This window comes from Cecembia calidifontis (assembly GCF_004216715.1).
GTDB lineage: Bacteria > Bacteroidota > Bacteroidia > Cytophagales > Cyclobacteriaceae > Cecembia_A > Cecembia_A calidifontis.
This window is the reverse complement of the sequence record NZ_SGXG01000001.1, coordinates 3186785-3210629: the sequence shown is the minus strand read 5'-3', so window position 1 is coordinate 3210629 and position 23845 is coordinate 3186785. Positions and strand designations below refer to the sequence as shown.

The 23845-nt window shown below is 40.1% G+C and carries 19 protein-coding genes; 7 read left to right on the top strand and 12 right to left on the bottom strand.

Annotation, left to right across the window (positions count from 1 at the left end; translation table 11 throughout):
* Positions 1 to 11: 11 nt before the first annotated feature.
* The 4 genes from BC751_RS13860 to BC751_RS13845 all read left to right on the top strand — a co-directional run bounded on the left by BC751_RS13860 (position 12) and on the right by BC751_RS13845 (position 4209).
* Positions 12 to 695 (top strand): ABC transporter ATP-binding protein, encoded by a 684-nt coding sequence (locus BC751_RS13860; RefSeq protein ID WP_130276069.1) that lies wholly within the window; start codon positions 12 to 14, stop codon positions 693 to 695.
* On the top strand, positions 676 to 1953 hold the full coding sequence (locus BC751_RS13855) for a hypothetical protein (RefSeq protein WP_207226886.1): 1278 nt from the start codon (positions 676 to 678) through the stop codon (positions 1951 to 1953). Before BC751_RS13860 ends, BC751_RS13855 begins: the two co-directional genes overlap by 20 nt.
* 231 nt (positions 1954 to 2184) lie before the next feature.
* Positions 2185 to 3366, top strand: coding sequence for an IS4 family transposase (locus BC751_RS13850; RefSeq protein WP_130275223.1), 1182 nt, complete (start codon positions 2185 to 2187; stop codon positions 3364 to 3366).
* A 219-nt stretch (positions 3367 to 3585) separates the two neighbouring features.
* Positions 3586 to 4209 carry a hypothetical protein gene (locus BC751_RS13845; RefSeq protein ID WP_242617477.1) on the top strand — a complete coding sequence of 208 codons (624 nt, stop codon included), beginning with the start codon at positions 3586 to 3588 and terminating at the stop codon, positions 4207 to 4209.
* Between the two features lie 5 nt (positions 4210 to 4214).
* Here the strand turns inward: BC751_RS13845 and BC751_RS13840 are convergent, their stop codons facing one another.
* Both BC751_RS13840 and BC751_RS13835 read right to left on the bottom strand, forming a co-directional pair.
* Positions 4215 to 5072, bottom strand: coding sequence for a PIG-L deacetylase family protein (locus tag BC751_RS13840; RefSeq protein ID WP_130276065.1), 858 nt, complete (start codon positions 5070 to 5072; stop codon positions 4215 to 4217).
* Positions 5072 to 8491, bottom strand: coding sequence for a DUF7133 domain-containing protein (locus BC751_RS13835; protein ID WP_130276063.1), 3420 nt, complete (start codon positions 8489 to 8491; stop codon positions 5072 to 5074). The genes BC751_RS13840 and BC751_RS13835 overlap by 1 nt, the downstream gene beginning before the upstream one ends.
* Before the next feature lie 228 nt (positions 8492 to 8719).
* On the opposite strand from BC751_RS13835, the gene BC751_RS13830 reads away from it, so the two are divergent.
* Positions 8720 to 9829 (top strand): alanine racemase, encoded by a 1110-nt coding sequence (locus tag BC751_RS13830; RefSeq protein ID WP_130276061.1) that lies wholly within the window; start codon positions 8720 to 8722, stop codon positions 9827 to 9829.
* A 13-nt stretch (positions 9830 to 9842) separates the two neighbouring features.
* Here the strand turns inward: BC751_RS13830 and BC751_RS13825 are convergent, their stop codons facing one another.
* From BC751_RS13825 to BC751_RS13790, 8 genes are all read right to left on the bottom strand, one after another.
* The gene (locus BC751_RS13825; protein WP_130276059.1) at positions 9843 to 10310 is read right to left on the bottom strand and encodes a hypothetical protein; all 468 of its coding nucleotides are present in this window, start codon (positions 10308 to 10310) and stop codon (positions 9843 to 9845) included.
* Positions 10311 to 10331: 21 nt separating this feature from the next.
* Entirely contained in the window at positions 10332 to 11156 is an 825-nt protein-coding gene (locus BC751_RS13820; RefSeq protein WP_130276057.1) for a DUF2490 domain-containing protein, read from the bottom strand.
* Positions 11157 to 11168: 12 nt separating this feature from the next.
* The gene (locus BC751_RS13815) at positions 11169 to 13139 is read right to left on the bottom strand and encodes a hypothetical protein (protein WP_242617476.1); all 1971 of its coding nucleotides are present in this window, start codon (positions 13137 to 13139) and stop codon (positions 11169 to 11171) included.
* Between the two features lie 236 nt (positions 13140 to 13375).
* Positions 13376 to 13690 carry a hypothetical protein gene (locus BC751_RS13810; RefSeq protein WP_130276056.1) on the bottom strand — a complete coding sequence of 105 codons (315 nt, stop codon included), beginning with the start codon at positions 13688 to 13690 and terminating at the stop codon, positions 13376 to 13378.
* A gap of 99 nt (positions 13691 to 13789) precedes the next feature.
* The gene (locus BC751_RS13805) at positions 13790 to 15181 is read right to left on the bottom strand and encodes an arginine decarboxylase (protein ID WP_130276054.1); all 1392 of its coding nucleotides are present in this window, start codon (positions 15179 to 15181) and stop codon (positions 13790 to 13792) included.
* A gap of 128 nt (positions 15182 to 15309) precedes the next feature.
* Positions 15310 to 15795, bottom strand: a complete 486-nt coding sequence (locus BC751_RS13800; RefSeq protein ID WP_130276053.1) for a hypothetical protein — start codon at positions 15793 to 15795, stop codon at positions 15310 to 15312.
* Between the two features lie 101 nt (positions 15796 to 15896).
* Complete coding sequence (locus BC751_RS13795) at positions 15897 to 16307, bottom strand: RrF2 family transcriptional regulator (protein ID WP_130276052.1); 411 nt, start codon at positions 16305 to 16307, stop codon at positions 15897 to 15899.
* Between the two features lie 61 nt (positions 16308 to 16368).
* Complete coding sequence (locus BC751_RS13790; RefSeq protein WP_130276051.1) at positions 16369 to 17244, bottom strand: sulfite exporter TauE/SafE family protein; 876 nt, start codon at positions 17242 to 17244, stop codon at positions 16369 to 16371.
* 116 nt (positions 17245 to 17360) lie between these two features.
* Between BC751_RS13790 and BC751_RS13785 the strand changes: the two genes are divergently transcribed.
* A complete protein-coding gene (locus BC751_RS13785) occupies positions 17361 to 17741 on the top strand; it encodes a hypothetical protein (RefSeq protein ID WP_130276050.1) in 381 nt (126 codons plus the stop codon).
* Between the two features lie 71 nt (positions 17742 to 17812).
* Here BC751_RS13785 and BC751_RS13780 read toward each other — a convergent pair whose 3' ends face one another.
* Positions 17813 to 20374, bottom strand: a complete 2562-nt coding sequence (locus BC751_RS13780; protein ID WP_130276049.1) for a TonB-dependent receptor — start codon at positions 20372 to 20374, stop codon at positions 17813 to 17815.
* A 235-nt stretch (positions 20375 to 20609) separates the two neighbouring features.
* Here BC751_RS13780 and glgX point away from each other — a divergent pair, with 235 nt between their 5' ends.
* Positions 20610 to 22709, top strand: coding sequence for a glycogen debranching protein GlgX (gene glgX, locus BC751_RS13775; RefSeq protein ID WP_130276048.1), 2100 nt, complete (start codon positions 20610 to 20612; stop codon positions 22707 to 22709).
* Here the strand turns inward: glgX and BC751_RS13770 are convergent.
* Complete coding sequence (locus tag BC751_RS13770; protein ID WP_130276047.1) at positions 22699 to 23844, bottom strand: methionine aminotransferase; 1146 nt, start codon at positions 23842 to 23844, stop codon at positions 22699 to 22701. The two genes, glgX and BC751_RS13770, sit on opposite strands and share 11 nt — an antisense overlap.
* Position 23845 lies beyond the last annotated feature (1 nt).

Below are 23845 nucleotides of genomic sequence, written 5' to 3'. Positions count from 1 at the left end.
AATATCTGATTATGCCTATCATTCAAACTAAAAATCTTTTTAAAATCTATAATGAGGATATAATACCTGTCTATGCACTTAGGGATTTGTCCCTCGATTTTGAGAAAGGTGAGTTTACGACAATAGTCGGCCCCTCCGGTTCTGGAAAAACCACTTTATTGAATATGATAGGTGGGCTGGATACGCCTACTAGAGGCCAGGTATTTATTGATGGGACAGACATTTCAAAATTGCGAAAGGGAGAACTCATAGAATTCAGATTAAAGAATATAGGCTTTGTCTTTCAATCCTATAACCTGATTCCAGTACTATCAGCCATTGAGAATGTAAGCTTGATCATGGAATTGCAAAACAGGGCTGCCAAAGAAATCAAAGAAAGGGCAGAAAAAGTCTTGGAAGAAGTAGGATTGTCTGGTAAAATGCACAGCAAGCCCTCTGAGCTTTCCGGTGGCCAACAACAAAGGGTAGCAGTAGCAAGGGCTTTGGCTTCTAGGCCAAAATTTGTACTGGCAGATGAACCGACAGCCAATCTTGACACGAAAGCTGCCATGAATTTATTGGATATCATGGCGAGGCTGAACCAAGAGGAAAATATGACCTTTATCTTCAGCACCCATGACCAAAGGGTGATAGAAAGGGCAAGAAGAGTGGTAACCTTGGTAGATGGCGCTTTACATGAAGACCTTAGAAAATAATTTTTTCTTAGCCATAAGTTGGTTTTCCCTTTTCTTTTTAAGCGCATTATGTGCCCAAAAAGCCCATTCAGAGAAGCTTTTCAAAAATAACGAACAAAAGACTGAGACTAAACTTTCAGCAATAAAAGATCCTGTAGATTTCCAAGACAGTATCCCTGAAAAGAATCCATTTCCCGAATTCAGACTGAACGGTTATTTCAAAATCCTACCCTCCTTCCGGAACAGTAAGGCATTGGAAAAGGGATTATTTGATAACCTGATACACAACCGTCTCAACCTAAGGGTTAATTTTAATGAGAAATGGACCACTTATGGCAGTTTAAGAACCCGGCATTTTGTAGGGGGAACAGTCAGGGAATTTCCATTTTTCAAAGACTTCCTCGATACAGATTTTGGGTACTTTGACCTAAGCTGGATCATCTGGAGCGGAAATAACTTTGCTGTGCACAGCACCATTGATAGATTTTACACGGAGTATAAAGGTGAAAAATGGCAATTAAGAATAGGGAGACAAAGGGTCAATTGGGGGATCAACCTGGTCTCCAACCCAAATGATCTTTTCAATACCTATTCATTTTTTGACTTCGACTATGAAGAAAGACCAGGAACCGATGCGCTGAGGTTTTCTTATTATACAGGCGACCTGAGCCGATTCGAAATGGTCATTGCCCCAAGGGAATCTGTAAAAGAAAGCGTGGCGGCTGTTTACTACAGTTTAAACCATAGAGGATATGATATACAGCTCCTTACAGGTTACTTTGAAGACCGATGGACAGGGGGATTTGGATGGGCAGGAAGTATCAAGAATACAGGATTTAAAGGGGAATTCAGTTATTTCAGAGATCTCAACCCCCTACCAGGTATTGCTCCTACCAACGTGGTGGTGGCTACTTCTGTTGATCATATGTTTTCTAATAGTATATTTTTGGTGGTAGAATATCTGTATAATCAACCTAGAGAAGGAAGAGAACAAAATATCTTGTTACTTAACCGACCCTTAAAAGCAGATAATTTATCCTTTACGGATCATTCCATATTTGCACAAGCCAGGTATCCGCTCTCACCCATCCTAGATATTGGTCTTGCTGGTTTTTATTATCCAAGTGAAAAATCAGTATTCTTCAGTCCCAGTATCACCGGAAATCTGGTCGAAAACCTGGATTTATTGGTCATTGGCCAGTTTTTTGCAGGCGGAAAAGATTCAATTTTTGCAGAGGCAGGCAGTCTGGTTGCCATGGCATTAAAATGGAGTTTTTAAATCCTTTATCCACTTGTCAATTTTTTTGTTGGTACTAAAGCCATTTTATGGTAATATTACAGTTGAATTTTTGGCAATCAAGAAAAAAATTGCTGAAAAAATGATAAAAATTAGAGCAATTGTGACCATTATTCAAACAAGTTTCAATACCGTCCTAAATAAAATATGAGAGGTCTGGTTTTTTGCCCAAAATAGCTATTTTGGGTTTGCACCAAAAAACATAAACCTCCCATGAGTAATATTACATTGTTTTCTCAGATTATTAAAAAAATCGAGCGTTCAATTTTCAAGAAACTGGTTGAAGAGAAGCAAACGGACAAGGGCTGCAAAGGCTTTGACAGCTGGACGCATTTGGTTTCCATGCTTTTTTGCCATTTTGCCAAAAGTACTTCTGTAAGGGATATTTCAAACGGCCTGCGTTCGGCCACGGGGAACCTCAACCATCTGGGGATTGCCAAGGCACCATCCAAGTCCAGTATCAGTTATCAGAACAAGCGCAGGGACTCTGACCTGTTCAAGGAGCTGTATTACGAGCTTCTGAAGCATTTAGGACAGCAGGCGTCCCTGAGCAGGGTAAAACTACGGATCAAGGCTCCCGTCTATCTGCTCGACTCCACGGTGGTAAGTCTTTGCCTTTCGATGTTTGACTGGGCAACCTTCAGGACCAAAAAGGGTGCTGTAAAGATGCATACGCTTCTGGACTATGACGGGAAACTCCCTGTTTATGTGAATATTACAGAAGGAAGTATGGCAGACAATAAAGGCGCTTATGATATTCCTTTGGAGAAAGGATCCGTTATAGTGGCGGACCGCTATTACAATGACTTTCCGATGCTCAACATTTGGGACAGCAAGGGGGTCTTTTTCGTCATAAGGCACAAGGATAACCTTAAGTTCAGCACAATCAATGAACGTCGACTCCCTGAAAATACTGCACAGGAAGTACTGATAGACGAAGAAATTGAACTGGTAAACCCGCAGTCAAAAGTGAAGTACCCCGGAAAACTCAGAAGAGTGGCTGTATGGGACGAAAAAAACCGACAGACCGTCGAACTGATTACCAATAACTTCAAATGGTCAGCAAAGACAATCGGTGATCTTTACCGGTGCCGATGGGAGATTGAGATCTTCTTCAGGGACATCAAGCAGTTACTCCATATCAAAACCTTTATCGGAACATCGAAAAATGCCGTGATGATCCAGATATGGACCGCGCTGATCACCATTCTGCTCCTAAAAGTGATGAAGGCAACCGCTAAATTCGGATGGCATCTGTCCAATCTGGTTGCATTTATCAGACTGAACATATTCGTTAAAATAGAGCTGCAAAAGTGGCTGGACAAACCCTTTGAAGACCATGAAAAACCTCCTCAAAAAAGCCAACAGGGGGTTCTATTTCCGGATTACAGATAAAATCACAATAGAAATTGCAGAAACACAGCTAAACATCTGTCTTGTAAATTATTTAGGACAGCATTGAACAAGTTTTAAAAAAGTCCAGTTTTCGCTCTCATAAACATAGTTTACAGTCAACTTTCGGATTGAAAAATCAGTAGTAGCATGAAAAAAACCTTTGTCTTAGTATTAACAGTCTTTTTTTGTTGTAGTTATTCTTCTTTTGCGCAAAGATCAATGGCCAGAGCTGATAAATTAGGGATAGGTATAGGTCCTTCTTTTTTGTATGGAGACAATACAGGAGTAATGAGCGATTTTAAGTTCAAAATTCTTCCCACTGCTAGTTTGGATTTTACAAAATACATTGACACCCATTGGGATGTCAGGGGTACATTGGGTTGGCAGAGAATCGGAAGCGGTGATTTCTACAGTGAAAACCTTAAAAGAAATATTTCTGAAGCAGGATACCCCTTTGCTTTTAACGGAAGCATGATCTTTGCCGATGTAATGCCTACTTATATTATCAATCCGGACAGAAGAGGTTTTCTTCCTTCATTGGTCAAAGTCTATGGGGGTGCTGGATTGGGAGTATTCCATTCCATCCGCAAAGACGAGACAAGAATATATGCTGGAGATACTTTTACAACTGAGATTTCCAATGCAAGCAATACCGGAATTTATTTTCCGGTTAGAGTTGGCGCTTTTATAGAAGTTCCCGAATTGAATGGCGAAATCGGTCTGGAAGGAGCCATGTTAATCAGCCCATTTGCCAACATGGAAGGGAATAGCAAACAACAGAAAAGGATTAAATCTGATATTGCTGTACAGCTTCAGGTATTTTACAGGCTTTATTTGTGGTAATTTTTTCAATCACTTACTCCAAACTCATAAAAATATTCCCTATCAAAAATCCTCGCGTAGATCCATGCGGGGATTTTGTCGTAATAGGGGAAAAAATCTCCCAAAACTTCATGTTGGGTAGCATGGGCGGCAATCATATTCAATAAATCCGGGAAATAAGAGGTAGTCCTTACCGAAAAATCGGGAACAGGAAGTCCAGGTCCTTCTTTTGGATAATTCCTTTTAAAACCTGAAGACAACTTCAAGGCCATTTCAATTTGTTTTTTACTCAAGGTGACCTGAAAATATTGTTGCGCTGAAAAATCAGCACTTCCTTTATGCTTAAGGTAAACATCTTCCATTGCCTTGGATACGGTTCGATGATCTTTATGTCCATATAGACCGATTTTGCTGTCATAAGTGATCAGCACATCAGGTTGATATTTTTTGACCATAGAAAGGGCCAGATCTTTGATTTCTTTAAAATCGACCTGATCTAAGCCGCTATCTGGATAATCGAAAATCTCTACTGCCTCTGCACCCAGTATGCCGGCAACCTGCTTTAATTCTTCTGACCGGGTTTGGGCCAAATCCTTTCGGTCAACCAATCCACCTGTAGGCCCTGCTTCTCCTTTGGTAAGACAAACCAACACAATCTTATGACCTGCATGACTTGCCTGAAGAAGGGTTCCACCTACCGCAATCTCATCATCTGGATGCGCAAAAAAAGTCATAATGGTTTTTGGGTATTGGGAATTAATCAAACTTGATTTTACCGGGATGCTGGAATCCTGAAGCATGTATCTTCCCAAAAGCATTAAAAAAGCAGTAAGTACCATGACTACCAGGATACCTACTGCCAATATGATACCAATATGCTTCATTAAAAGTCTTCTTTGAGCGTAGCTAAATAGGCCACCAGATCCCTTATTTCCCTTCTGCTAAGCACTCCCTTCATGTCAGGCATGCTGGATGGGGCATTTTTCATTTCAATCACATCAGATTTTCTGACCAAGGTATCGGGTTGATTCCCCCTTGAAACCAATAGGGTCTGGGTATTTTCTTCCGCAAGGATACCAATAGCCCTTTTATCCCCTTTCAGGTCTAATGTCACCATGCCATAACCAGGAGCGATCCGCTTGCTGGGATCAATCAAGGATTCCAAGAGTTGCTGCCTGCTTAATTTTTTGGCTATACCATTCATAGGAGGTCCTACATTTCCACCCATGTCATCATAGGCATGGCACCTCATACATTGGCCAGTCTGGGACTGGAAGAAAATCCTACGACCAAGGATTACATCCCCACCATTTAAGCTACTTTGATAAGATGCCAACGCATCGCCTTTCCATAATTTTTCTGATGCCTCTTTATACTTTTGGGTAATAGATGGAGCAGCGTTATTTTCCACTGCTTCCGTAAGTTCCAGTAAAACATCCTGGTTCAATTTACCCGATCCCATTTGATCCAAAAGCCGGTCAAAAGCAGTTCCTGAAAACTCAACCGGAATCTTACCCAATGCCAAGATGGCTGCCTGTTTTTCCTCTGTAGTTCTTTTATCAATAACATCCATCAAAAGACTGACTTTCAAGTTTTTATCAATATCCAATTGATCCAGAAGTTTGAGACCTGAAACCCTGACTGACTTATCTGCATCTGCGATTGATTTTTCGATCGCCTCAGGCGTCTTTTCAGACTGCATTTTGGCCAAAGCCTGCAAAGCGGCAGTTTTAACAGAAGCTGACCTGTCTTGGGCTACCAGTGCCAAAAGCTTAGACTCGGCAGGCATAATTGCCAACCTTCCAATGGCATTAACAGCACTCAACCTTAATCCTTCCTGATTTTCTGCGAGTAATTGCATCAAAGCATCTTTTGCAGCTGTCCGCACCAGGGTTCCATCTCTTTTAACTTCTCCTCTATACCTTCCATCCACCCTGTCCAAAACAGAAGGTTTGGTCCAGGTGCCCAATGCATCTATAGCCTCTTGTCTCAATACCAATGGCGCATCAGGTTTTAGCATGTAGACAATCAGATTTTGCATGGCCTGCTCCGTACCGACCCTCAGATTGGCATTGATGGCTCTTCTGATCAAAGGCTCATTGCTGAAATTGGTTTTGACCAATAAGTTGCCAAGCTCTGGTAAGGCTTCTTCAATTGAAAAATCATCGTTAATGGCCCTTGCTACTTCTGTCAGGATATACTCATCATTGTCTCCTAAAAATTCTTTGATACCAGGATGTTCCATCCTTCTCAATGCCAACACTGCACCAAGTCTAACCGCTTTGCTGTAGTGGTTTGACAATGCCATCAGCTGTTCGGCTTCATCCAAACTGGCCATGGCATAAGAGGCAGCATGTCTGATATAAGCATCTTCATTGTCGTTTCTTTCCAGAAGGGCTACCAAAGCAGGAAATCCGGGTTTATACCCTACCCTTCCAATAGCCTCTGCACCAAAGAATCTGGCTCTTGGATATTCATCAACTAATAAGGCCAACAAAAACTCTCCTGCTTCTTTGTACCGGATGTCCCCTAACCATTTGGCAGCTTGGGCCCTGATTTCCGGATCTGAATCTTTGAGTAAAGGTATAAGGCTCTTGGCATGCTTCATATCCTTGGTACGGGCAACCTGACTCAAACCTACGATCGCATTGATCCTGGCAAGTTGGTTATCTTTTTGGTTTATTACCCGCTCAAAAACCACTGCACCTTTGTCCCCTCTTTTGGCAAGTTCAAACTGGGCCTTTCTCCTGATGCGCTGATCCTCATAAAACAAATGGCCTTCTAATTCAGCATCAGTCATTTTACTAAAGTCTAATGTAATCAGGCGCTGAGTCTCTTTCCTTGCCTCCCAATTCTTTCCTTCTTCGTCTTCAATCTTCCAGATCCTGCCATAGTTCTTATTACCCCATCCATTAATCCAATCAGCAGCATACAGTGCTCCGTCAGGCCCAAAAGCAATCCCTGTAGGCAACATCCCGCTTTGGATCATTTCTGTTTCTTGTAATTCAAAGGTCGCCCCACTAGGTTTCAGTTTGAAAGCATGTATTCCGGATCTGGCAGGGTTTCCTACAAACTCTACAACAAAAAAGGTGTTTTTCCATCTTGGTGCCAGGGCTGTTCCTGGATTATAGAGCATGCCCGTAGGACCATTGACATAATTAATGATACAAGGCGTAATGTAGGCTGCCTGTCCTTCATGGCGTGGGATGTAGAGTTTTTCATCCATCCAAACTTTATAGGTATTGTTATCCGGGTCTCTGTACTTTCCAAATTGCCAGTTGATCCTCCAGCCTGTATCGGAACCATTTACCAAATAAACCAATCGCTCACTTTCTCCCCTATGGTCCCCATCATTATCCACTGATATCAGGTTATTATAATCATCAAAGACAAATTCATGGGTATTCCTTACCCCCATGGCAAAAACCTCAAAATCCGAACCGTCTGGATTGGCCCTTACCACTACCCCCCTGTTGGGATATCTCCACTGTTTACCTGTTTTATCTATCCCATTGAAACCTATGTCCCCAATGGCCCAATATATCCTACCATCTGGCCCAACCGTAGCCCCAGACATGCCATGTGCCCCAAAACCGATATGGATACCATATCCATGAGAAAGAGACACCTTCTCATCCATGATACCATCCCCGTTTTTATCTTTCAATTTCCAAAAATCCGGACCTACACCAACATATAAGTCATCTTCAAATTTTAAAACGGCTGCAGCAATATCCGTAACCTCCTCATGAAAATCCTCCACCATCTTCTGTGACCAGTCTGCCAGACCATCTCCATTGGTGTCTTTGACCCTATATACACTTTCTTTGATTTCCAGCATGTCCCTCCAGTCATGGGAGCCGTCATTGTTGTAATCCTTGAGCCACTTGTTGATCTCGCTTCTTTCCGGCGAGAGTTCTTTTCTTAAAAAAGCCCTCTTTTCTTCAATGGTCTGAAGAGAAATGGATTCTATTTCCCAATCCTGATGCCCACGGATATCAAACTCCACTTTTCCCAACCTTCCGGAACTGGTGTAATAAAGTGTTCCAAATTCGTCTATATCAATAGAAATCGGGTCCACGATCAAAGAATCTACCGCCCATATGGACATGCTTAGACCTTCTTTTAAAGTAGGATTGGATGCAGACTCGATTTCTTCAGCCATCTTCCTGACTTCCTCATGGTCCATTTGCTTTATTCTTAAATCAACAGGTTCCGAAGGGGATTTTTTACAAGACCAAAAAATGATAACGATCAGCCCAGCCATCAAACTGAATGGAAGGTGTCTTACAATAGTTTTCATAGGTTTATTTCAGGTTTTTGGATTGAAATTGAAATATAGATAAAAAACACAGAAATATCTTTTCTTTCCATTTTTGAAATCCCCCAAACTTTTTGATTGGTTGAATGAGGTGATGAATAAACCTTGGTACTTGGTACAAACTCCCCTCCCTCTAAGCCTTTCAATCACATGCATCTTGGTGAATTCTATCTTTCTTCCTAATTTCCCCATCAGTAAACAATCCGTCACATGTCCTATCTTGATCAAATCACTTCCCCTACCCTCTTATTAGACGAAAAAATCTGCCGAAGCAACCTTCAGAAAATGGCGGATAAAGCCAAAAGGCATGGTATGAACTTGGTCCCCCATTTCAAAACTGCTCAATCCCACATTGTCGGGGAATGGGCAAAGGAATATGGCATCAAAGAGATCACCGTTTCGTCCATCAAAATGGCAGAGTACTTCTGTGGGCAGGGTTGGGAAAATATCCATATCGCATTTCCTTTTAATCCCTTGGAAACGAAAAAATTAAATGAATTGGCAAAAAACCAATCCATATCGGTTCAGTTGATCAATGAGGCTGTAACAGAAAAATTAACCAATGAACTGGAACATCCGGTTGGTTTTTTTATTGAAATTGATGCTGGATATGGCAGGACTGGCGTTGAGGTCACAGATTTTGGACTGATTGAAGCCATCCTGAGAAAAGCTAAAAAAAGTAAAAACTTATCTTTCAAGGGTTTTTACCTCCATCCAGGGCATACGTATTACATAGAAAATAAGAAAAAAATTTACGAGGAGAGCATTGCTGCTTTGCGTATGCTTAAGAATAAATACCGTACAGAATACCCTAATTTGGTGACTAGAGTTGGTGACACCCCCGGGTGTTCGGTAATTGATGATTTCGGTGATGTGGATGAAATGGGGCCTGGAAATTTTGTCTTTTATGACATGATGCAGGTCAATTTGGGGAGCTGTAGTATGGAGGATGTGGCCGTAGCGTTGGCAGTCCCAGTCGTGGACATCAAAAAAGACAGAAAAGAAATTTTAGTACATGGTGGTGGGGTCCATCTTTCGAAGGATGTGCACCAGGAGCCTGATGGCAGTAAAAATTTTGGGGAAGTGGTCTACCTGAATGAAAATGGATGGGAAATCCCCATCCAACGTTCCTTTTTGAAAAGCATTTCACAGGAACATGGTATTATCAATGCATCAGATGAACTGCTTACGAAGGTTAAAATCGGTGATCTTCTTGGGATTCTTCCAGTTCACAGCTGTATGACGGCTGATTGTATGGGGGGTTATTTAAGTATGAATGGGGAAAAAATTGATCATGCAGAATCTGTAACCGGTAAATAATTTCCAGGGTAGTTCAATTTATAAAATAAACCACTCCAAGTTTGAAAATAATTTCATTTCTTCCCATAGGTTGATAAATGATTTCAGGATTGATACCCAATTCATCTCTGAATTTGAGCATCCCCCCTGCCCCGATATTTATGGAATTATGTCTTCTTATCCCTTCTGGATTAAACTCAAAAACCCTCGTATAGTGACCGTACCCCAAAGTTCCGTACCATTGTTTGGTTTTTTCGGTGAGGTAATATCTGGCATTCACATCAAAGCCACGGGCATTACCCGTTGCAGGAGTATAAATGGTAAATCCGGAAGCTATTGAAAAATAATTCAAAGGGAAAAACTCCCCTCTAAAATTCATCCCAAAAAAAGCTTTGACTGAAGTCATCTCATAGCCATGGATAGCTCTCCATTGACCTTTATACTGTGCTGAAGCTGAATTTGATAAGATTACAAAAAACAGGATGACTAATAGTTTTTTCATTTTGACTTTTTAACATATTTCTTAGAATGCAAAATCTCTGGTCAGCGGCCTTCTACGGTCTCTAAAATCAATCGTATACATCACATTCAACCTGATAATATGACGGTTTCTATATGTCCCAGGAGTATTGGTAGGTCCGTAAGTCCACATATGTCCTCCAAAAAACATGTAATTGTTGTAGGTATAGCCAATAGCAGTATAAACCCTATTTTCTTCAAAAATATTCCAGATGTGTTTCCCTGATTGGAAGAAAAACTCATTGGAAGGGGCCACAAAAAAGGTTTTATTCTCCATTTTGGGCTTATTAATAGGAACGTATGCAGTGATTTTGTAGCGCCACCTATCGGTATACTGGTACTCTGCCCCAACGTCGTTTTCCCTTCTGTACCTATGCTCAAAACGGAACTGATGGAGCACTTTTACCGGACCTACACTTTGGGTAAACAACCATTGGTGCCAAAATCGGGTATCCAGAACAGAATCCACAAAATCAGGATTTCCCCTATCAGGAGAAAATTGCCAGACTAAAGTCGGGCCGAAAGTTACTTCAAAATTATCCGTAAATAAGTAAGTAAATCCAAATCGATTATATAACTGGCTCATTCTGCCAACAAAATCCGACCTGTTTTCAATACTGTTTCTCCTCCTGTAATGATTTTCCTGATACCACCACCATTTTTCAGTGAGTCTAAGCTTCAAATACAAGCCGTTCCAGTTTTCAGTTGTGGCAGGAAGATTTATCCTTTCCTGCGGAACAACTACTTCTTGTGCTATAACAGGATTTAAAAAGGAAATGATCAATAAAAATCCACCCAAAACCCCGGCTTTTTTAAATATTCCCATCATTTAATCCTAAGGTTAAAGTTCCAATAAAGACTCAATTTTTCCCACCGATAACCTTCTATGGATTTTTCTTTCAAGTCTTCTGGTGTCCGCCTCTCTTAATGCTCCCATTCTTTCAAGTAGCTTATCTATTTTGTTCAGCCAAGTTTTGAGCTCAATGTAATTTTGCTCTTTGGCCAAACCATCTAAATAGTATTCCATTAATTTTTCGGCACTTTCATAAAGGCGTGCCTTGGCTCTTTGATCGTATCTCGTATAAGTAAAAGGATTGAAGATCTCTTCCATGTACAACTGATCCATTCGGTCCGCTTTTTTGAAAAGATCAAGGAATGCAGGATACCTATCCTCCATTTCTTCTAACAAATCCAACATGATCTTAGCCTGATCTTTTTTAATATTGAAGTCTTCCTCTTTGGCAAAACGCTCATTTAATCTTCCAAATTCAGTATTCAGAATATTGCTTCTTATGGAAGCGATTAATTCCCGTTCCCTTTCATCCAATCCTTCTTCCCTTAAATAAATAGCCTCAATTTTATCTTTTCTTTCCTGTATTTGGTTTTGAATGATCCTAAGGTCCTCATCCCTTTCAATCTTGGATAATTCACCATCAACAAGAGCCTTTACTTCTAAAGTCCTGTCGCTCATTTGTTTGATATAATCTGAGAGGGCAGTATAAAAATTACCTTGAAAATCCCCCATTCTAAAATCTATTTCCCTGATCCTAATGCTGTCGCCTATTTCGTACCTGATTACATCTTTTTCAAGCAAGAATGACATTCCTTCCTCAACCAAATGTCCCAGATCATAATACTGTATATCTTTGGTTCTAAAAAGATCTATAAGCTCTGAAAACTTGGATACTTTTTCTGATTGGAACTGAAAAAATGAAAAGGCAAAAGCGAGCGTGTCGGACTTTTGCCTGTTGAGCCTAAGGGAATTTCTTTCAGCATAATTCTTTACCGTATTTTGAAGCCTGTCAAATTCAGCCGGCAAATCTTCCACAATCCGTTGTTCCTGCCTGCTAAGCTCAAAAACAAATTTTTTGGTATGGATAGGATAGTCAATTAACTCCCCCTCCTGATTGACATATTGGGCATCATACCTCAGAATATTGGTTAAAAATTCTGTAATGAACTTGTTGCCAGAAAGCTGTACCTTAAATTGCTCTGAATCTGTAAGAAAACCATCGGAAAACACCAAGCCAAACCTATCTTCAGCTATCCTAAAACCTTTATTTTCTCTGTTATTCACTTGATTGAGTTTTTTGATAGTCTGATAATAAACCACCTCTTCCAAAATTTCATCTGACTCTAGGTTCCTCTTGACTATGCCCAACAAAAAACCGTTTTCGTAATTCCTGATTTCTGAAACCAACTGATCTCCTTCCCTGTAAACAAAAGTCCATTCCCCGTTCATGAAACCATTCCTATTCAATTCCCCTCTGATAAAATGGGTGCGGTTGTTGACGAAGGATTTATATTGAAATTTGCCTACTATGTCACCCTCTCTGAATAAAAAATTATCTGCTTGGGATTTTGGACTTAATCTGCCACTACGGTATTCATTTTCCTCAAATGTCCATCTTCCATCAGGAACTCCATTCTTATAAGCTGCTCTCAGCTTGATTTGTTCACTACTAATGTTATAATCCAAGCGAAAGTTGTTCACATCGTTCAGTTCGATATAATGCTTTTCATCCAGATAATTCCAAAGCCCTGTTTTTTTGTCCTGTTCATAAAATCCATCAACCAAAGTTTTGTAAATCCTTGTCCGGTCTTCTCTATCTTTTTCCCTTCTGTTAAATTTAAATTCTCCCTGTCTGATGACAGCATCTCCCTCTCCTTTGACGAATTGAAATACAGACTCTCCTTTCAAACCATTAAAAGTATATTCTCCCTCATAAACTTGCTGACCATGAACCGAGAGGGAGATCATTGCTACAAGTAGAATTAGTGAGAACCTGGCCAAATGAAATTTGAGATCCATATTTCTCTGGTTTTTAAACAAAAAAAATTCAACTTTAAGATATTTAAACACTATTTGACGCACTTTTGTTATACACAGTTTTTAGCACAATGATTATCGGACAACCGAGAACAGACTGTGCAAATAACCATTTTTTTTGAAGAAAATCCCAGAAAACAAAAACAAAATGATGCTTTGAGTTCAAAAAAAAGATAATTCCTACAGCATCATTATAACAAAAACATGAATAAATTTAATTATTTCAAAGAAACAAGAAGGGAGACAAATCCAAGACGGCCAATCTGGGATTCCGTTGGAATCTCCCCATTTGCTTTCTCCAAGACATAAATCTCAACAAGATGGGCATCTTTTTCCTTGGCAAGTTTTATGATGTCTTTCTCTGCTTTTTTGAGGATCAGCTCAGCCCTATCAAGGTAATCCTTGGATGTTTTTTTTAAAAAAATCATGCCAGACCTGTCTTCCGGTATTTCTGATTTGTAAACCAGTTGAATTTCCTTCCCATTGGAATGGAGAAGAAAAAACAGATTGAGCAGCAAAAACAAGGTTTTCATGGATTTTGGGCTTTGTGATTTTTTCACATTGTTGACCTCAATTTATGCATAAATAGTTCAAAAAAAAAGCATGGTTTTTTCAAACCATGCTTTAATTATTTATTGATAACCAAGTATTTTCATCATACTGTCACTGGTCTGCTCAGGGGCAAAAAGCCAGTGTTTGATGCTGCCATCTTTGTTCCTGTCAATGATCACATGCTTAGGTGCAGGGATGAGGCAATGTTGAATCCCCCCATATCCTCCCAAAGATTCCTGATAAGCTCCCGTATGGAAAAATCCAATATATTGTTTTTGGCCACTTTCGATTTTTGGCAAGTAAATATTGAACTGATGGGCCTCTGAATTGTAATAATCCATACTATCACAGGTCAAACCGCCTAAGTTGATATTATGGTATTCATTGTCCCAGTTGTTGATGGCCAACATGATGTACTTTTGATTCAAGCCCCAGCTGTCAGGTAACTGGGTAATAAATGAACCATCTATCATATACCAAAGCTCTTTGTCATTTTGGAGTTTTTCATCCAAAATTGAGTAAAGTACAGCGCCACTCTCCCCCACAGTATAGCTTCCAAATTCCGTGAAAATATGGGGTTCTTCGGTATGGTTTTTAGCACACATCCATTTGATGTTCTTAACTATCTGCTCGGCCATATACTGGTAATCATAATCAAAAAACACATTGTATTTGATGGGCCAGCCTCCTCCGATATCCATCGTATCCAAACTTGGTGCGATCTTTTTAAGATCCACATATTTTTGGATAAATCTTGTCAATTCAGACCAATAATAGGCAGTATCCCTGATACCGGAATTAATGAAAAAGTGCAGCATTTTGAGGGTAACATTGGGATGGTCCTTGATCTTCTCTTCATAGAGCTTGATGATATCATTGTACCTCACGCCTAATCTGGAAGTGTAAAATCCAAATTTTGGCTCTTCATCAGAAGCGATTCGGATACCGACTTTGAATGGCACTTTGACATGCTCCAGGTAATAATCAATTTCACTCAAGTTATCCAGCACTGGGATACAGTTCACAAAACCATCATTGAGAAGCTCAGCAATATACTGTTTATACAATTCTCTTTTGAAGCCATTGCAGACAATATAGGTCTCTTTGGAAATTTTTCCCTGTTTGTAAAGGCTCTTGACCAGCGTGATATCAAAAGTAGACGAAGTTTCTATATGGATATCGTTTTTGAGGGCCTCATCCAACACAAAACTGAAATGAGAAGATTTGGTGCAATAACAGTAAGTATATGTACCTTTATAATCGTGCTTTTCTATGGCATTGCCAAAATAAGTCTTTGCATTCTGAATGTTTTCAGAAATTTTGGGAAGATAGGTAAGCTTTAGAGGGGTTCCGTAGGTCTTGATGATTTCCATCAAATTTACCCCATTGAAATAAAGTTCATTATTTTCTACATGAAACTCTTTGGTGGGAAAATCAAATGTCTGCTTGATGAGATCAATGTATTTATTCATGCTATCGGTATGGTTGGAAATGAAAACCAAGCACAAAATTTGCTTTTAATATTGGGAATTCAAATCAAAAAAGGGGAAAATCCAAATAGAATTTTCCCCGTAGGTTACAAAAGTGGTTTGAATTAAACTTATCCAAAAAGTTCTTTCATCAATAATTGTTGGCTGTTTTCAAATGATTCTTGCTGTGAGATTACAGCAGCTAATACCTTCCTGAATCTAAAATCTTTTTCCAATTCAGCATGCAGATTATGTATGAAAAGATAGGCATCCATCTCTTGATGGGCATAAAACTTTAAGGTGTAAGTATCGATTTTTTTGTGATATTCTAAAATCACACCTTCTGGCTGCCCCAGTCTTATCAATCCGTTAAAAAGGCGTTTTTTACCATTCTCAGCTGAATCAACCTTGAAATTAATAAGCTTAAAAACCTTGTTAGTCTCTGGAAAATTGGGAAAATCAAATGAGCTGACCTCCAGGATTTCAAACATCTCCATCTGCTCAAACCATTTTTCCAAGGAAACATTAAAAACTTCATCAGTAATTGACCTGGTAAATTTCTCCAATTGAATGATAGCGCCAGAAAAGGTTGGTTGATAAGCAGAATTTGATTTCATATCGGTTGTGACTTGATAATTGAATATAGTTTCAAATATAAAACAGTTTTTTTTAATTTCCTAATTACCCTATCTTTTTTGTAGGGAATTTGAATGTTTTTTTAAAGCCTTGCCAAATCGATTATTGATTTATCCAAAATGTGGACCATTTCAGATCTAACCATGGCAAAAAGCTTCCTTATTCTGCAAGTTTCTTCATCTTCACATTCCAGACAGGGTTCATAAAACTTTTCTGAAACGCAGGGAATCAAAGCGATAGGACCGTCAATGATCCGCATAATTTGAGACACTGAAATCTCTTTGGGGTCTTTGGCCAATTTATAACCTCCTTCTGCGCCTCTTACACTTTTGACTATTTGATTGCTCTTAAGATCGCGCAGAATGTTTTCTAAAAATTTATAAGGAATCCGCTCTTCAGTGGAAATGGTTTTGGCAGAAATAGGCTTTTTCTCTTGGTTCTCGTGTAAAAATAATATGGTTTTAATGGCATATTTAGCCCTTTTCGAAAGCATATTTTCAGTATTTTGGGCTAAAATACAAAAAAAACCATTTATTGAAAGTACTTCTGCCAATTTAAGCCACAGCCAGATAAAAAGTACGGATACTCAATCCAATAACCAAAAGCCCAACCATTAACAATAAAATTTTAGGATTGATTTTTTTAACAAACAGAGCAGCGAATGGTGCTGCTATAACGCCTCCCAATATTAAACCGAGGATTGGAGCAAGGTTAAGTTCTTTGATGAAAAACAGGAAAGTACTGGCACTCGCCAAAGAGACAAATATCTCAACAAAATTACCTGTCCCAATAGCAAATCTTGGTTGCTGCCCTTTGCCCATTAAGGTAGAATTGACGACAGGCCCCCAGCCACCACCTCCGATGGCATCTGCAAAACCGCCAATACCAGCCAAATAAGGCAAACTTTTTCCTTGTGAATCAAAAGGCTTGGACTTCTTTTTAAAAATTTTCTTAAGAATCAATAAGCCCATAAACAATAAGTAGATGGCAATAAAAGGCTTTATGGTATTGCCATCCACACTGGAAAGGAAGTACGCTCCGATAATGGCACCAGCCACTCCGGGAATCATAAGCCTTTTGGCTAAGGACCACTGAACATTACCCAATTTCAAATGGGAAATTCCAGAGGCCAAACTGGTAAAAACCTGTGCAAAATGCACCCATGCACTGGCTACCGCAGGGGGAATTCCTATACCTAATAAAATAGAATTAGAGGAAACACCATAAGCCATACCCAAAGCTCCATCTATAGTTTGGGCAATAAATCCAACCAACAAAAACCATAAGAACATTTCGGCATCCCAATTTTCCCCTCCTCCTATGAATGCAAACAATGATCTATAGGTAACCAAGACCAAAATCACCAAACTCAATCCAAAGAATAAGGACCAAATAGGCTCCGCTTTAAGCTTTAAGATAATTTTCTCCAATGCCTTATAAAACTTTAGTGCTGTAAAAATAAACCACCTATCCTATATTTCCTATATTTTTTGTAGGTTTTTGAAAAAATCGTAAATTTGTAAAAATGTATAATCATAATAACCGCATGAAAAAAAAATTACAACTCACAGTTGTTGTGGCCTTTTCCCTACTATTTGCCGCAAAAGCTCAGGATGCTAGTCATGAAAAACCAAGATCAGAAATAAGCTTGGAAGGTATGGTGGGGGTTTCTTTTGGTAATAATTTTTATGCCTTAAATGTAGGAGGCCCGGCTTTATTTTTGGTGCTAAACCCTGATTTGAAAATTGGAATCGGTGCACTTCCATCAATTTATCTTTTAAACGGAAAAGCCGGAGCGCGATTAGGTGTCTCTCCAAGGATCGATTATAAAAACCTGGTTTTTATAGCTCCATTTTACCACAGAGATACAACCGGCGAATGGATCTGGTCTGTAGGAATGGGTTATAAATTCCATAAGAAAAATTAAAAAATAAGATTCAAATTTCTATAACCGATTGCATTGCTGTCGGGAGCATATTACTGCCCCCGCCAGATGAATCAATTACTTGGATTGATTTCAAAATTGAATTTAAGGGTCAGTCCGATGGTTCTAGGATCACCAAGGACAGCTGCATAATGTCCAGCATTCCCCGCACCTGGAAGCAACTGTTCAAAGTATTGGGTGTCGGTAAGGTTCCTGGACCAAATAAACATGGAAAACCCATTGTCCCCTCTGAATCCGGTTCTTGCATTCAATATGCCATAGCCATCAATATTCATGAATTGAGAAGGCGATGGGCTGCTGGAAAACTCTGACCTAAAGAAAAGTTCAGACCCTACAAAAAACTTGCCGCTTAGACCCAAAAACTTGGCTCCTTTGGTCCATTCGCCTCCAAAAGAACCTGCCCATCTGGAAACTCCTGGCAACCTTCCCCCCGAAATATCCTTGAAACTCTCCCCTCCTACTTCCTCCAAAGGTACTGGAGCATTGGTGAATTTCACATATTTGGCATCCGTGTAAGCCAATGCACCAAAAGTCTGGAAAGACCTCGATGGTTTGAAAGTAAAGTCCACTTCAACACCTGATACATTTACACGCTCTGCATTGGCCAAATATCCCCTATTGACGGAAAGATCAGGGGTTTGCACCAGCGTCTGGAAATTCTTTATGTCCGTAATATGAGCCACTATATTCAAAGTCGCATTTGATCTTGGGTTAGTTTTAATTCCTAATTCAAAATGGGTCACATATTCAGGTTCAATCCTGGCCAGTTCTATCATGGTTCTCCCCCCTTCCCTTGGCAATCCGCCCAAATTGATGCCTACGGGTTTGAAACTGGTAGAAAATGTCCCGAAACTATTGATCTTTTTTGTAGGCCTGTAAGTTAAAGTCAGCTGTCCGGAAAAATTAGACTCATCCACAAACGCTTCAAATTCCTGGTCATTATAGACAGATTGCTGCAAGGCAATCAATGCAGGATCATCTGTTTGTAGCCCGCCATAGGTTTCCCTGTTGAAATACACCTGTTTCTCATCATAATTCCAACGCAATCCGGGAAGCAGGTTCAACTTTTCAGTTATTTTCCAATCCAGTTGGCCAAAAACAGCTCCGCTAAAAGATTGAAGGCTGTTCCTTGTTCTTATCCCAAAGCCGTCCAATAATCCTGGGGTAAGCCATAAGGGATTTTGATTGTTCTGGACAAATCTCCATTGATGGATTCCGGATTCCTCTGTATGAAAAGGTGATGACCTTAAATCCTGCCATAAGCTGAAAACCCCGACTACTCCACTGAGTTTATTCGAAAAGTCCCCTGCATACCGGATTTCCTGAGACCATTGATCATGTCTGGAAGGTGCCTGAGACAAACTCAATGCCTGCAGCCCCGTAAAATCCCTGTCATTGGAAGGATCCCAGTTCCAATACCTCCAAGCAGAAGTGGAAGTCAAAGTCCCACCCCAAAGATCGGCATCTACATTAATCGATACACCACCTAGGTCATTACCTGATCTCCAGGGAGTATCGTGGTCAATGATTCTATCAAATGGGTTGGTACTGGGCAAGACATAATCCAAATCCTGAATGATCTGGTTGAACTGCCTAAATGGGGCCCTCCTAGTTTCCACAACGCCCGCGACTACCTGTGCATAGCCATCCGGTCTTTGCCTGGTGACATCGGCAGCCACCAAAACTTCTACATTTTCTGAAGGAACATAAAGCAATTGGCCTCTTACACCAAGATTGTTCAGGTCATTGGTATATTTCTGTGTAGCTACATTATATATCAGCCCATCCCTTTTGGTTCCAGAAAATGATAACCTTCCCGCAAATTTTTTGGAAAGTGCTCCTGTGACAGAACCTCTTGTCTGCACAAAACCAAAATTCCCAAAACTGGATTCTATTGTAGCGTCAGGCTGGAATCTAGGCCTTCGGGTAGTAATATTGAAAGCACCAGCTGTTGTATTTTTACCAAATAAGGTGCCCTGAGGTCCCCTTAGTACCTCAATCTGATCTACATCAATGAAATCTAATGCTGTTACAGCGGGTCTGGCATAAAAAACTCCATCCACATAAAAACCTACTCCTGGATCAATACCATCATTTGTCAGGCCAAAAGTCGATCCCAAACCACGGATATTAAGGGTGGTGTTCCTTGGATTGGAGGAAAACAATTGAACGGTAGGCACCAGTTCTTTTAGCCTATTCACGTTAAACGCCTGTGTTTCTTCCAGCAATGCACCTGAAACAACAGAAACGGGAATAGGAACAGCTTGGATTTCTTCCTGTCGTCGCCTGGAAGTGATCAATACTTCTGCCAACAAGTTGTCTTCTACCAGGGTAAAAACGGCATCATTTTGTTCCTTGTCAGTGATTTTAATTGTAGTAGACTTAAAACCTACAAAACTTGCTGAGACATTGAAAGGTCTTTGTTTATTGGTCAATATGCTGAAATTTCCATTTTCATCTGAAATAGCGTAGTCATTCGTGCCTTCAATCAGAACTGATGCTCCAATGATTGGATGGCCAGCCTCATCTCGTACTATTCCTTTCAAAGTACTTTGTGCATTCGCCACATTTAACAAAATAGGTAAAACCAAACTGAGTAGTAACGTTTTTTTCATTGGTCTTTTCTTAAATTAATTTTTGGCGGAACCCTTATTATCATTTTATTCCTACCAATTTAGAATGATATTAAAGCAAAGGTAAATAAAGAGAAAAATTTTTCCTATATTTCCTATATATTTTATAGGATTTTGAATATTATAGAATACCACTTATTTTTACACATGTTGCTAAAGCCCTTTGATTCAAATTTCACCCGTTTTAAAATTTTTATTGAATTACCCAAATTTCCTGATGACCTCTTCCTCAAATCATTATAAAGTCAGTATCGGACAAAGTTTTCCCATTGGTGCCACCAAAATGGATGGCGGGATCAACTTTGTAATTTATTCCAAACATGCCACAGCAGTAGACTTATTGCTTTTTGACCAGGTTGATGATTTAGTTCCCTCGCAAGTGATCAAACTGGATAAAACAAAAAATAAAACTTACCATTATTGGCACGTTTTTGTAGAAGGGATCAGCACCGGACAATTGTATGGATATAGAATTTATGGCCCCTACCTTCCTGATAAAGGTCATCGATTTGATCCTTCTAAAGTAATTTTAGACCCTTACGGCAAATCTGTTGCGATTCCCAAAAATTACGACCGGAAAGCCCTTTCAAAATTTGGGAATGACCAAGCCCCCAGTATGAAAAGTGTCATTGTAGACCTGGATTTGTACGACTGGGAAGGGGATCTTCATCCAAAAACACCTTTTTCCCAGACCATTATCTACGAACTCCATGTGGGTGGATTTACTAAAAACCCGAATTCCGGGGTAGATCCTGTAAAAAGAGGGACTTTCCTGGGTTTGATTGATAAGATACCCTATTTAAAAGAATTGGGGATCACAGCAGTGGAATTATTGCCGGTTTTTCAGTTTGATGTTCAGGATGCTCCTGAAGGACTGACGAATTATTGGGGTTACAGCCCTGTTTCTTTCTTTTCTTTGCACCAAGGCTACAGTTCTGATCCGGACAACCCCCTTCAGGTTTTGGATGATTTCAGGGACATGGTCAAAGCTTTTCACAAAGCGGGAATTGAGGTGATACTGGATGTAGTGTTCAATCATACCGCCGAAAACAAAGAAAATGGCCCCACTTATTCCTTTAGGGGAATTGACAACAGCGTCTATTACCTGCTCAATGGTGACAAATCACAATACAAGGATTATTCAGGTACAGGAAATACACTAAATGCCAATCAATCCATTGTCAGAAGGTTGATACTTTCCAGTCTTCATTTTTGGGTCAGGGACATGCATATTGATGGTTTCAGGTTTGACCTGGCATCCATCTTGTCCAGAGATGAATATGGCAACCCGGTAGAAAACCCTCCTATTTTATGGGACATTGAATCGGATCCGGTATTTGCCGGCACCAAGTTAATTGCAGAAGCCTGGGATGCAGCCGGCCTTTATCAGGTTGGAACCTTTATCGGGGACAGTTGGAAAGAATGGAATGGAAAATTCCGGGATGACATCAGGGGTTTTTTAAATGGCCAAAAAGGAAAAGTAAGTGAATTTGTAACCCGACTTATAGGTAGTCCAGACCTTTATCAAAAAAAAGACAGCATCCCTGAACAAAGTATCAATTTCGTAACCTGTCATGACGGTTTTACATTAAATGATCTGGTTTCCTACAATGAAAAACATAATGAAGCCAATGGGGAGAAAAATAGGGATGGACACAATGAAAACTTCAGCTGGAATTTCGGAATCGAAGGACCCACAGACAATCCTAAAATCCTTGCCCTGCGCAGACGGCAGATGAAAAATTTCCATGTAGTCAACTTGCTTTCCATGGGGGCTCCCATGATTCTCATGGGGGATGAAGTATGTCGAACCCAAATGGGAAACAATAATGCCTATTGTCAGGATAATGAAATCGCCTGGTTTGATTGGAGTCTTGTAGAAAAGAATCAAGACATGCTCCGCTTTGTAAAAATGCTTATCCAAACCCGTCTGAGGAGAGGAACTGCCCATCCTGAGTTCAATATGAGCCTCAAAGACCTCCTTAACCAGCCCCTAATCACTTGGCATGGTGCCAAACTCAATCAACCTGACTGGTCTTACAACTCCCACAGCATAGCCGTAACGGTCATTTCGCTCAATAGGGAAATGGCCTTACACTACATCTTCAATGCCTACCATCAGGATATTGAATTTGAACTTCCAACGACGATTGGTAAATACAAAGCAAAATGGAGAATCTGGATAGATACGGCTCAGGATTATCCTAATGACATTTGCTCCTGGAATGAAGCCAAACCCATCAAAAATGGAAAATACCTTGCCGAAGCCCATTCCACAGTCATCTTATTGACACATTTGGGAAGCGTCAGAAAGTAAATTTTTGAAGTTTTTCTAATGCCTGCTCCAGCACATCGTCCTCCTTGGCAAAACAAAACCGCAGCAACTTGTGGTCTTTTTTATCATGGTAAAAAACTGATACCGGAATGCTGGCGACTCCAATTTCTTTGGTCATCCGAATTGCCAGGTCAAAATCCCCTTCATTTGAAAGGTGTGCATAGGATACAACCTGGAAAAAACTTCCTTGGGAAGGTGTAAACTTAAATGGAGTCTGCTCAAGCCCTTCACAAAACAAGTCTCGTTTGTCCTGATAAAACTGATTGAGAAACAGGTACCTGCTAGGATCTTCCAAAAATTCCGCCAATGCATATTGCATGGGCGTACTGGTACTGAAAGTCAAAAATTGATGAATTTTTCTAAATTCAATGCTTAGTGGTCTTGGTGCAAGGCAATAACCGATTTTCCAGCCGGTAATATGAAAAGTTTTCCCAAAAGAACCACAGGAAAATGTCTTTTCCCTTAATTCGGGATGGGATAATAAAGGCAAGTGTTTTCTTCCATCGAAGACTATATGTTCGTAAACCTCATCACTGACAAAGTAAATCTCCCTATCCCTGGTAATTTCAGCAAGTTGGTTTAAATCTTCCTGCGTCCATACATATCCACAGGGATTATGGGGAGTATTGACCATAATCAATCTTGTCTTTACTGTGATGGCATCCCTGACCTTCTGCCAATCCACTGAAAAATCAGGGATATTTAATGGAACATATACAGGAATCCCCCCATTGAGTCTTACTGCAGGTGCATAACTATCGTAGGCAGGCTCCAGAATAATTACCTCATCTCCCTGGCGTACAGTCGCAGTTACCGCTGCATAAATTGCCTCAGTGGCTCCAGAAACTACCGTTACCTCCTCTTCCGGATCAAACTCCACATCATGGATGTTCAAAACTTTTGACGCAATCCTTCTTTTGAGTTGGGGAACTCCGCTCATTGGCGCATATTGATTGTATCCCTGCTGCATATACTCATCTACCAGATCTTTCAGATAAAGATAGGTGTCAAAGCCTGGGTAGCCCTGAGAGAGATTGATCGCATTGTGGTCCAAAGCCAATTTGGACATCACAGTAAAAATGGTGGTCCCAATATCCGGTAATTTGGAGCTAATCATT

What these genes read in the sequence shown, in the direction of transcription:
- BC751_RS13860 (WP_130276069.1), top strand. Translation starts at nt 12, where the DNA reads ATGCCTATCATTCAAACTAAAAATCTTTTTAAAATCTATAATGAGGAT.
- BC751_RS13855 (WP_207226886.1), top strand. Translation starts at nt 676, where the DNA reads ATGAAGACCTTAGAAAATAATTTTTTCTTAGCCATAAGTTGGTTTTCC.
- BC751_RS13850 (WP_130275223.1), top strand. Translation starts at nt 2,185, where the DNA reads ATGAGTAATATTACATTGTTTTCTCAGATTATTAAAAAAATCGAGCGT.
- BC751_RS13845 (WP_242617477.1), top strand. Translation starts at nt 3,586, where the DNA reads ATGGCCAGAGCTGATAAATTAGGGATAGGTATAGGTCCTTCTTTTTTG.
- BC751_RS13840 (WP_130276065.1), bottom strand. Translation starts at nt 5,072, where the DNA reads ATGAAGCATATTGGTATCATATTGGCAGTAGGTATCCTGGTAGTCATG.
- BC751_RS13835 (WP_130276063.1), bottom strand. Translation starts at nt 8,491, where the DNA reads ATGAAAACTATTGTAAGACACCTTCCATTCAGTTTGATGGCTGGGCTG.
- BC751_RS13830 (WP_130276061.1), top strand. Translation starts at nt 8,720, where the DNA reads ATGTCCTATCTTGATCAAATCACTTCCCCTACCCTCTTATTAGACGAA.
- BC751_RS13825 (WP_130276059.1), bottom strand. Translation starts at nt 10,310, where the DNA reads ATGAAAAAACTATTAGTCATCCTGTTTTTTGTAATCTTATCAAATTCA.
- BC751_RS13820 (WP_130276057.1), bottom strand. Translation starts at nt 11,156, where the DNA reads ATGATGGGAATATTTAAAAAAGCCGGGGTTTTGGGTGGATTTTTATTG.
- BC751_RS13815 (WP_242617476.1), bottom strand. Translation starts at nt 13,139, where the DNA reads ATGGATCTCAAATTTCATTTGGCCAGGTTCTCACTAATTCTACTTGTA.
- BC751_RS13810 (WP_130276056.1), bottom strand. Translation starts at nt 13,690, where the DNA reads ATGAAAACCTTGTTTTTGCTGCTCAATCTGTTTTTTCTTCTCCATTCC.
- BC751_RS13805 (WP_130276054.1), bottom strand. Translation starts at nt 15,181, where the DNA reads ATGAATAAATACATTGATCTCATCAAGCAGACATTTGATTTTCCCACC.
- BC751_RS13800 (WP_130276053.1), bottom strand. Translation starts at nt 15,795, where the DNA reads ATGAAATCAAATTCTGCTTATCAACCAACCTTTTCTGGCGCTATCATT.
- BC751_RS13795 (WP_130276052.1), bottom strand. Translation starts at nt 16,307, where the DNA reads ATGCTTTCGAAAAGGGCTAAATATGCCATTAAAACCATATTATTTTTA.
- BC751_RS13785 (WP_130276050.1), top strand. Translation starts at nt 17,361, where the DNA reads ATGAAAAAAAAATTACAACTCACAGTTGTTGTGGCCTTTTCCCTACTA.
- BC751_RS13780 (WP_130276049.1), bottom strand. Translation starts at nt 20,374, where the DNA reads ATGAAAAAAACGTTACTACTCAGTTTGGTTTTACCTATTTTGTTAAAT.
- glgX (WP_130276048.1), top strand. Translation starts at nt 20,610, where the DNA reads ATGACCTCTTCCTCAAATCATTATAAAGTCAGTATCGGACAAAGTTTT.
- BC751_RS13770 (WP_130276047.1), bottom strand. Translation starts at nt 23,844, where the DNA reads ATGATTAGCTCCAAATTACCGGATATTGGGACCACCATTTTTACTGTG.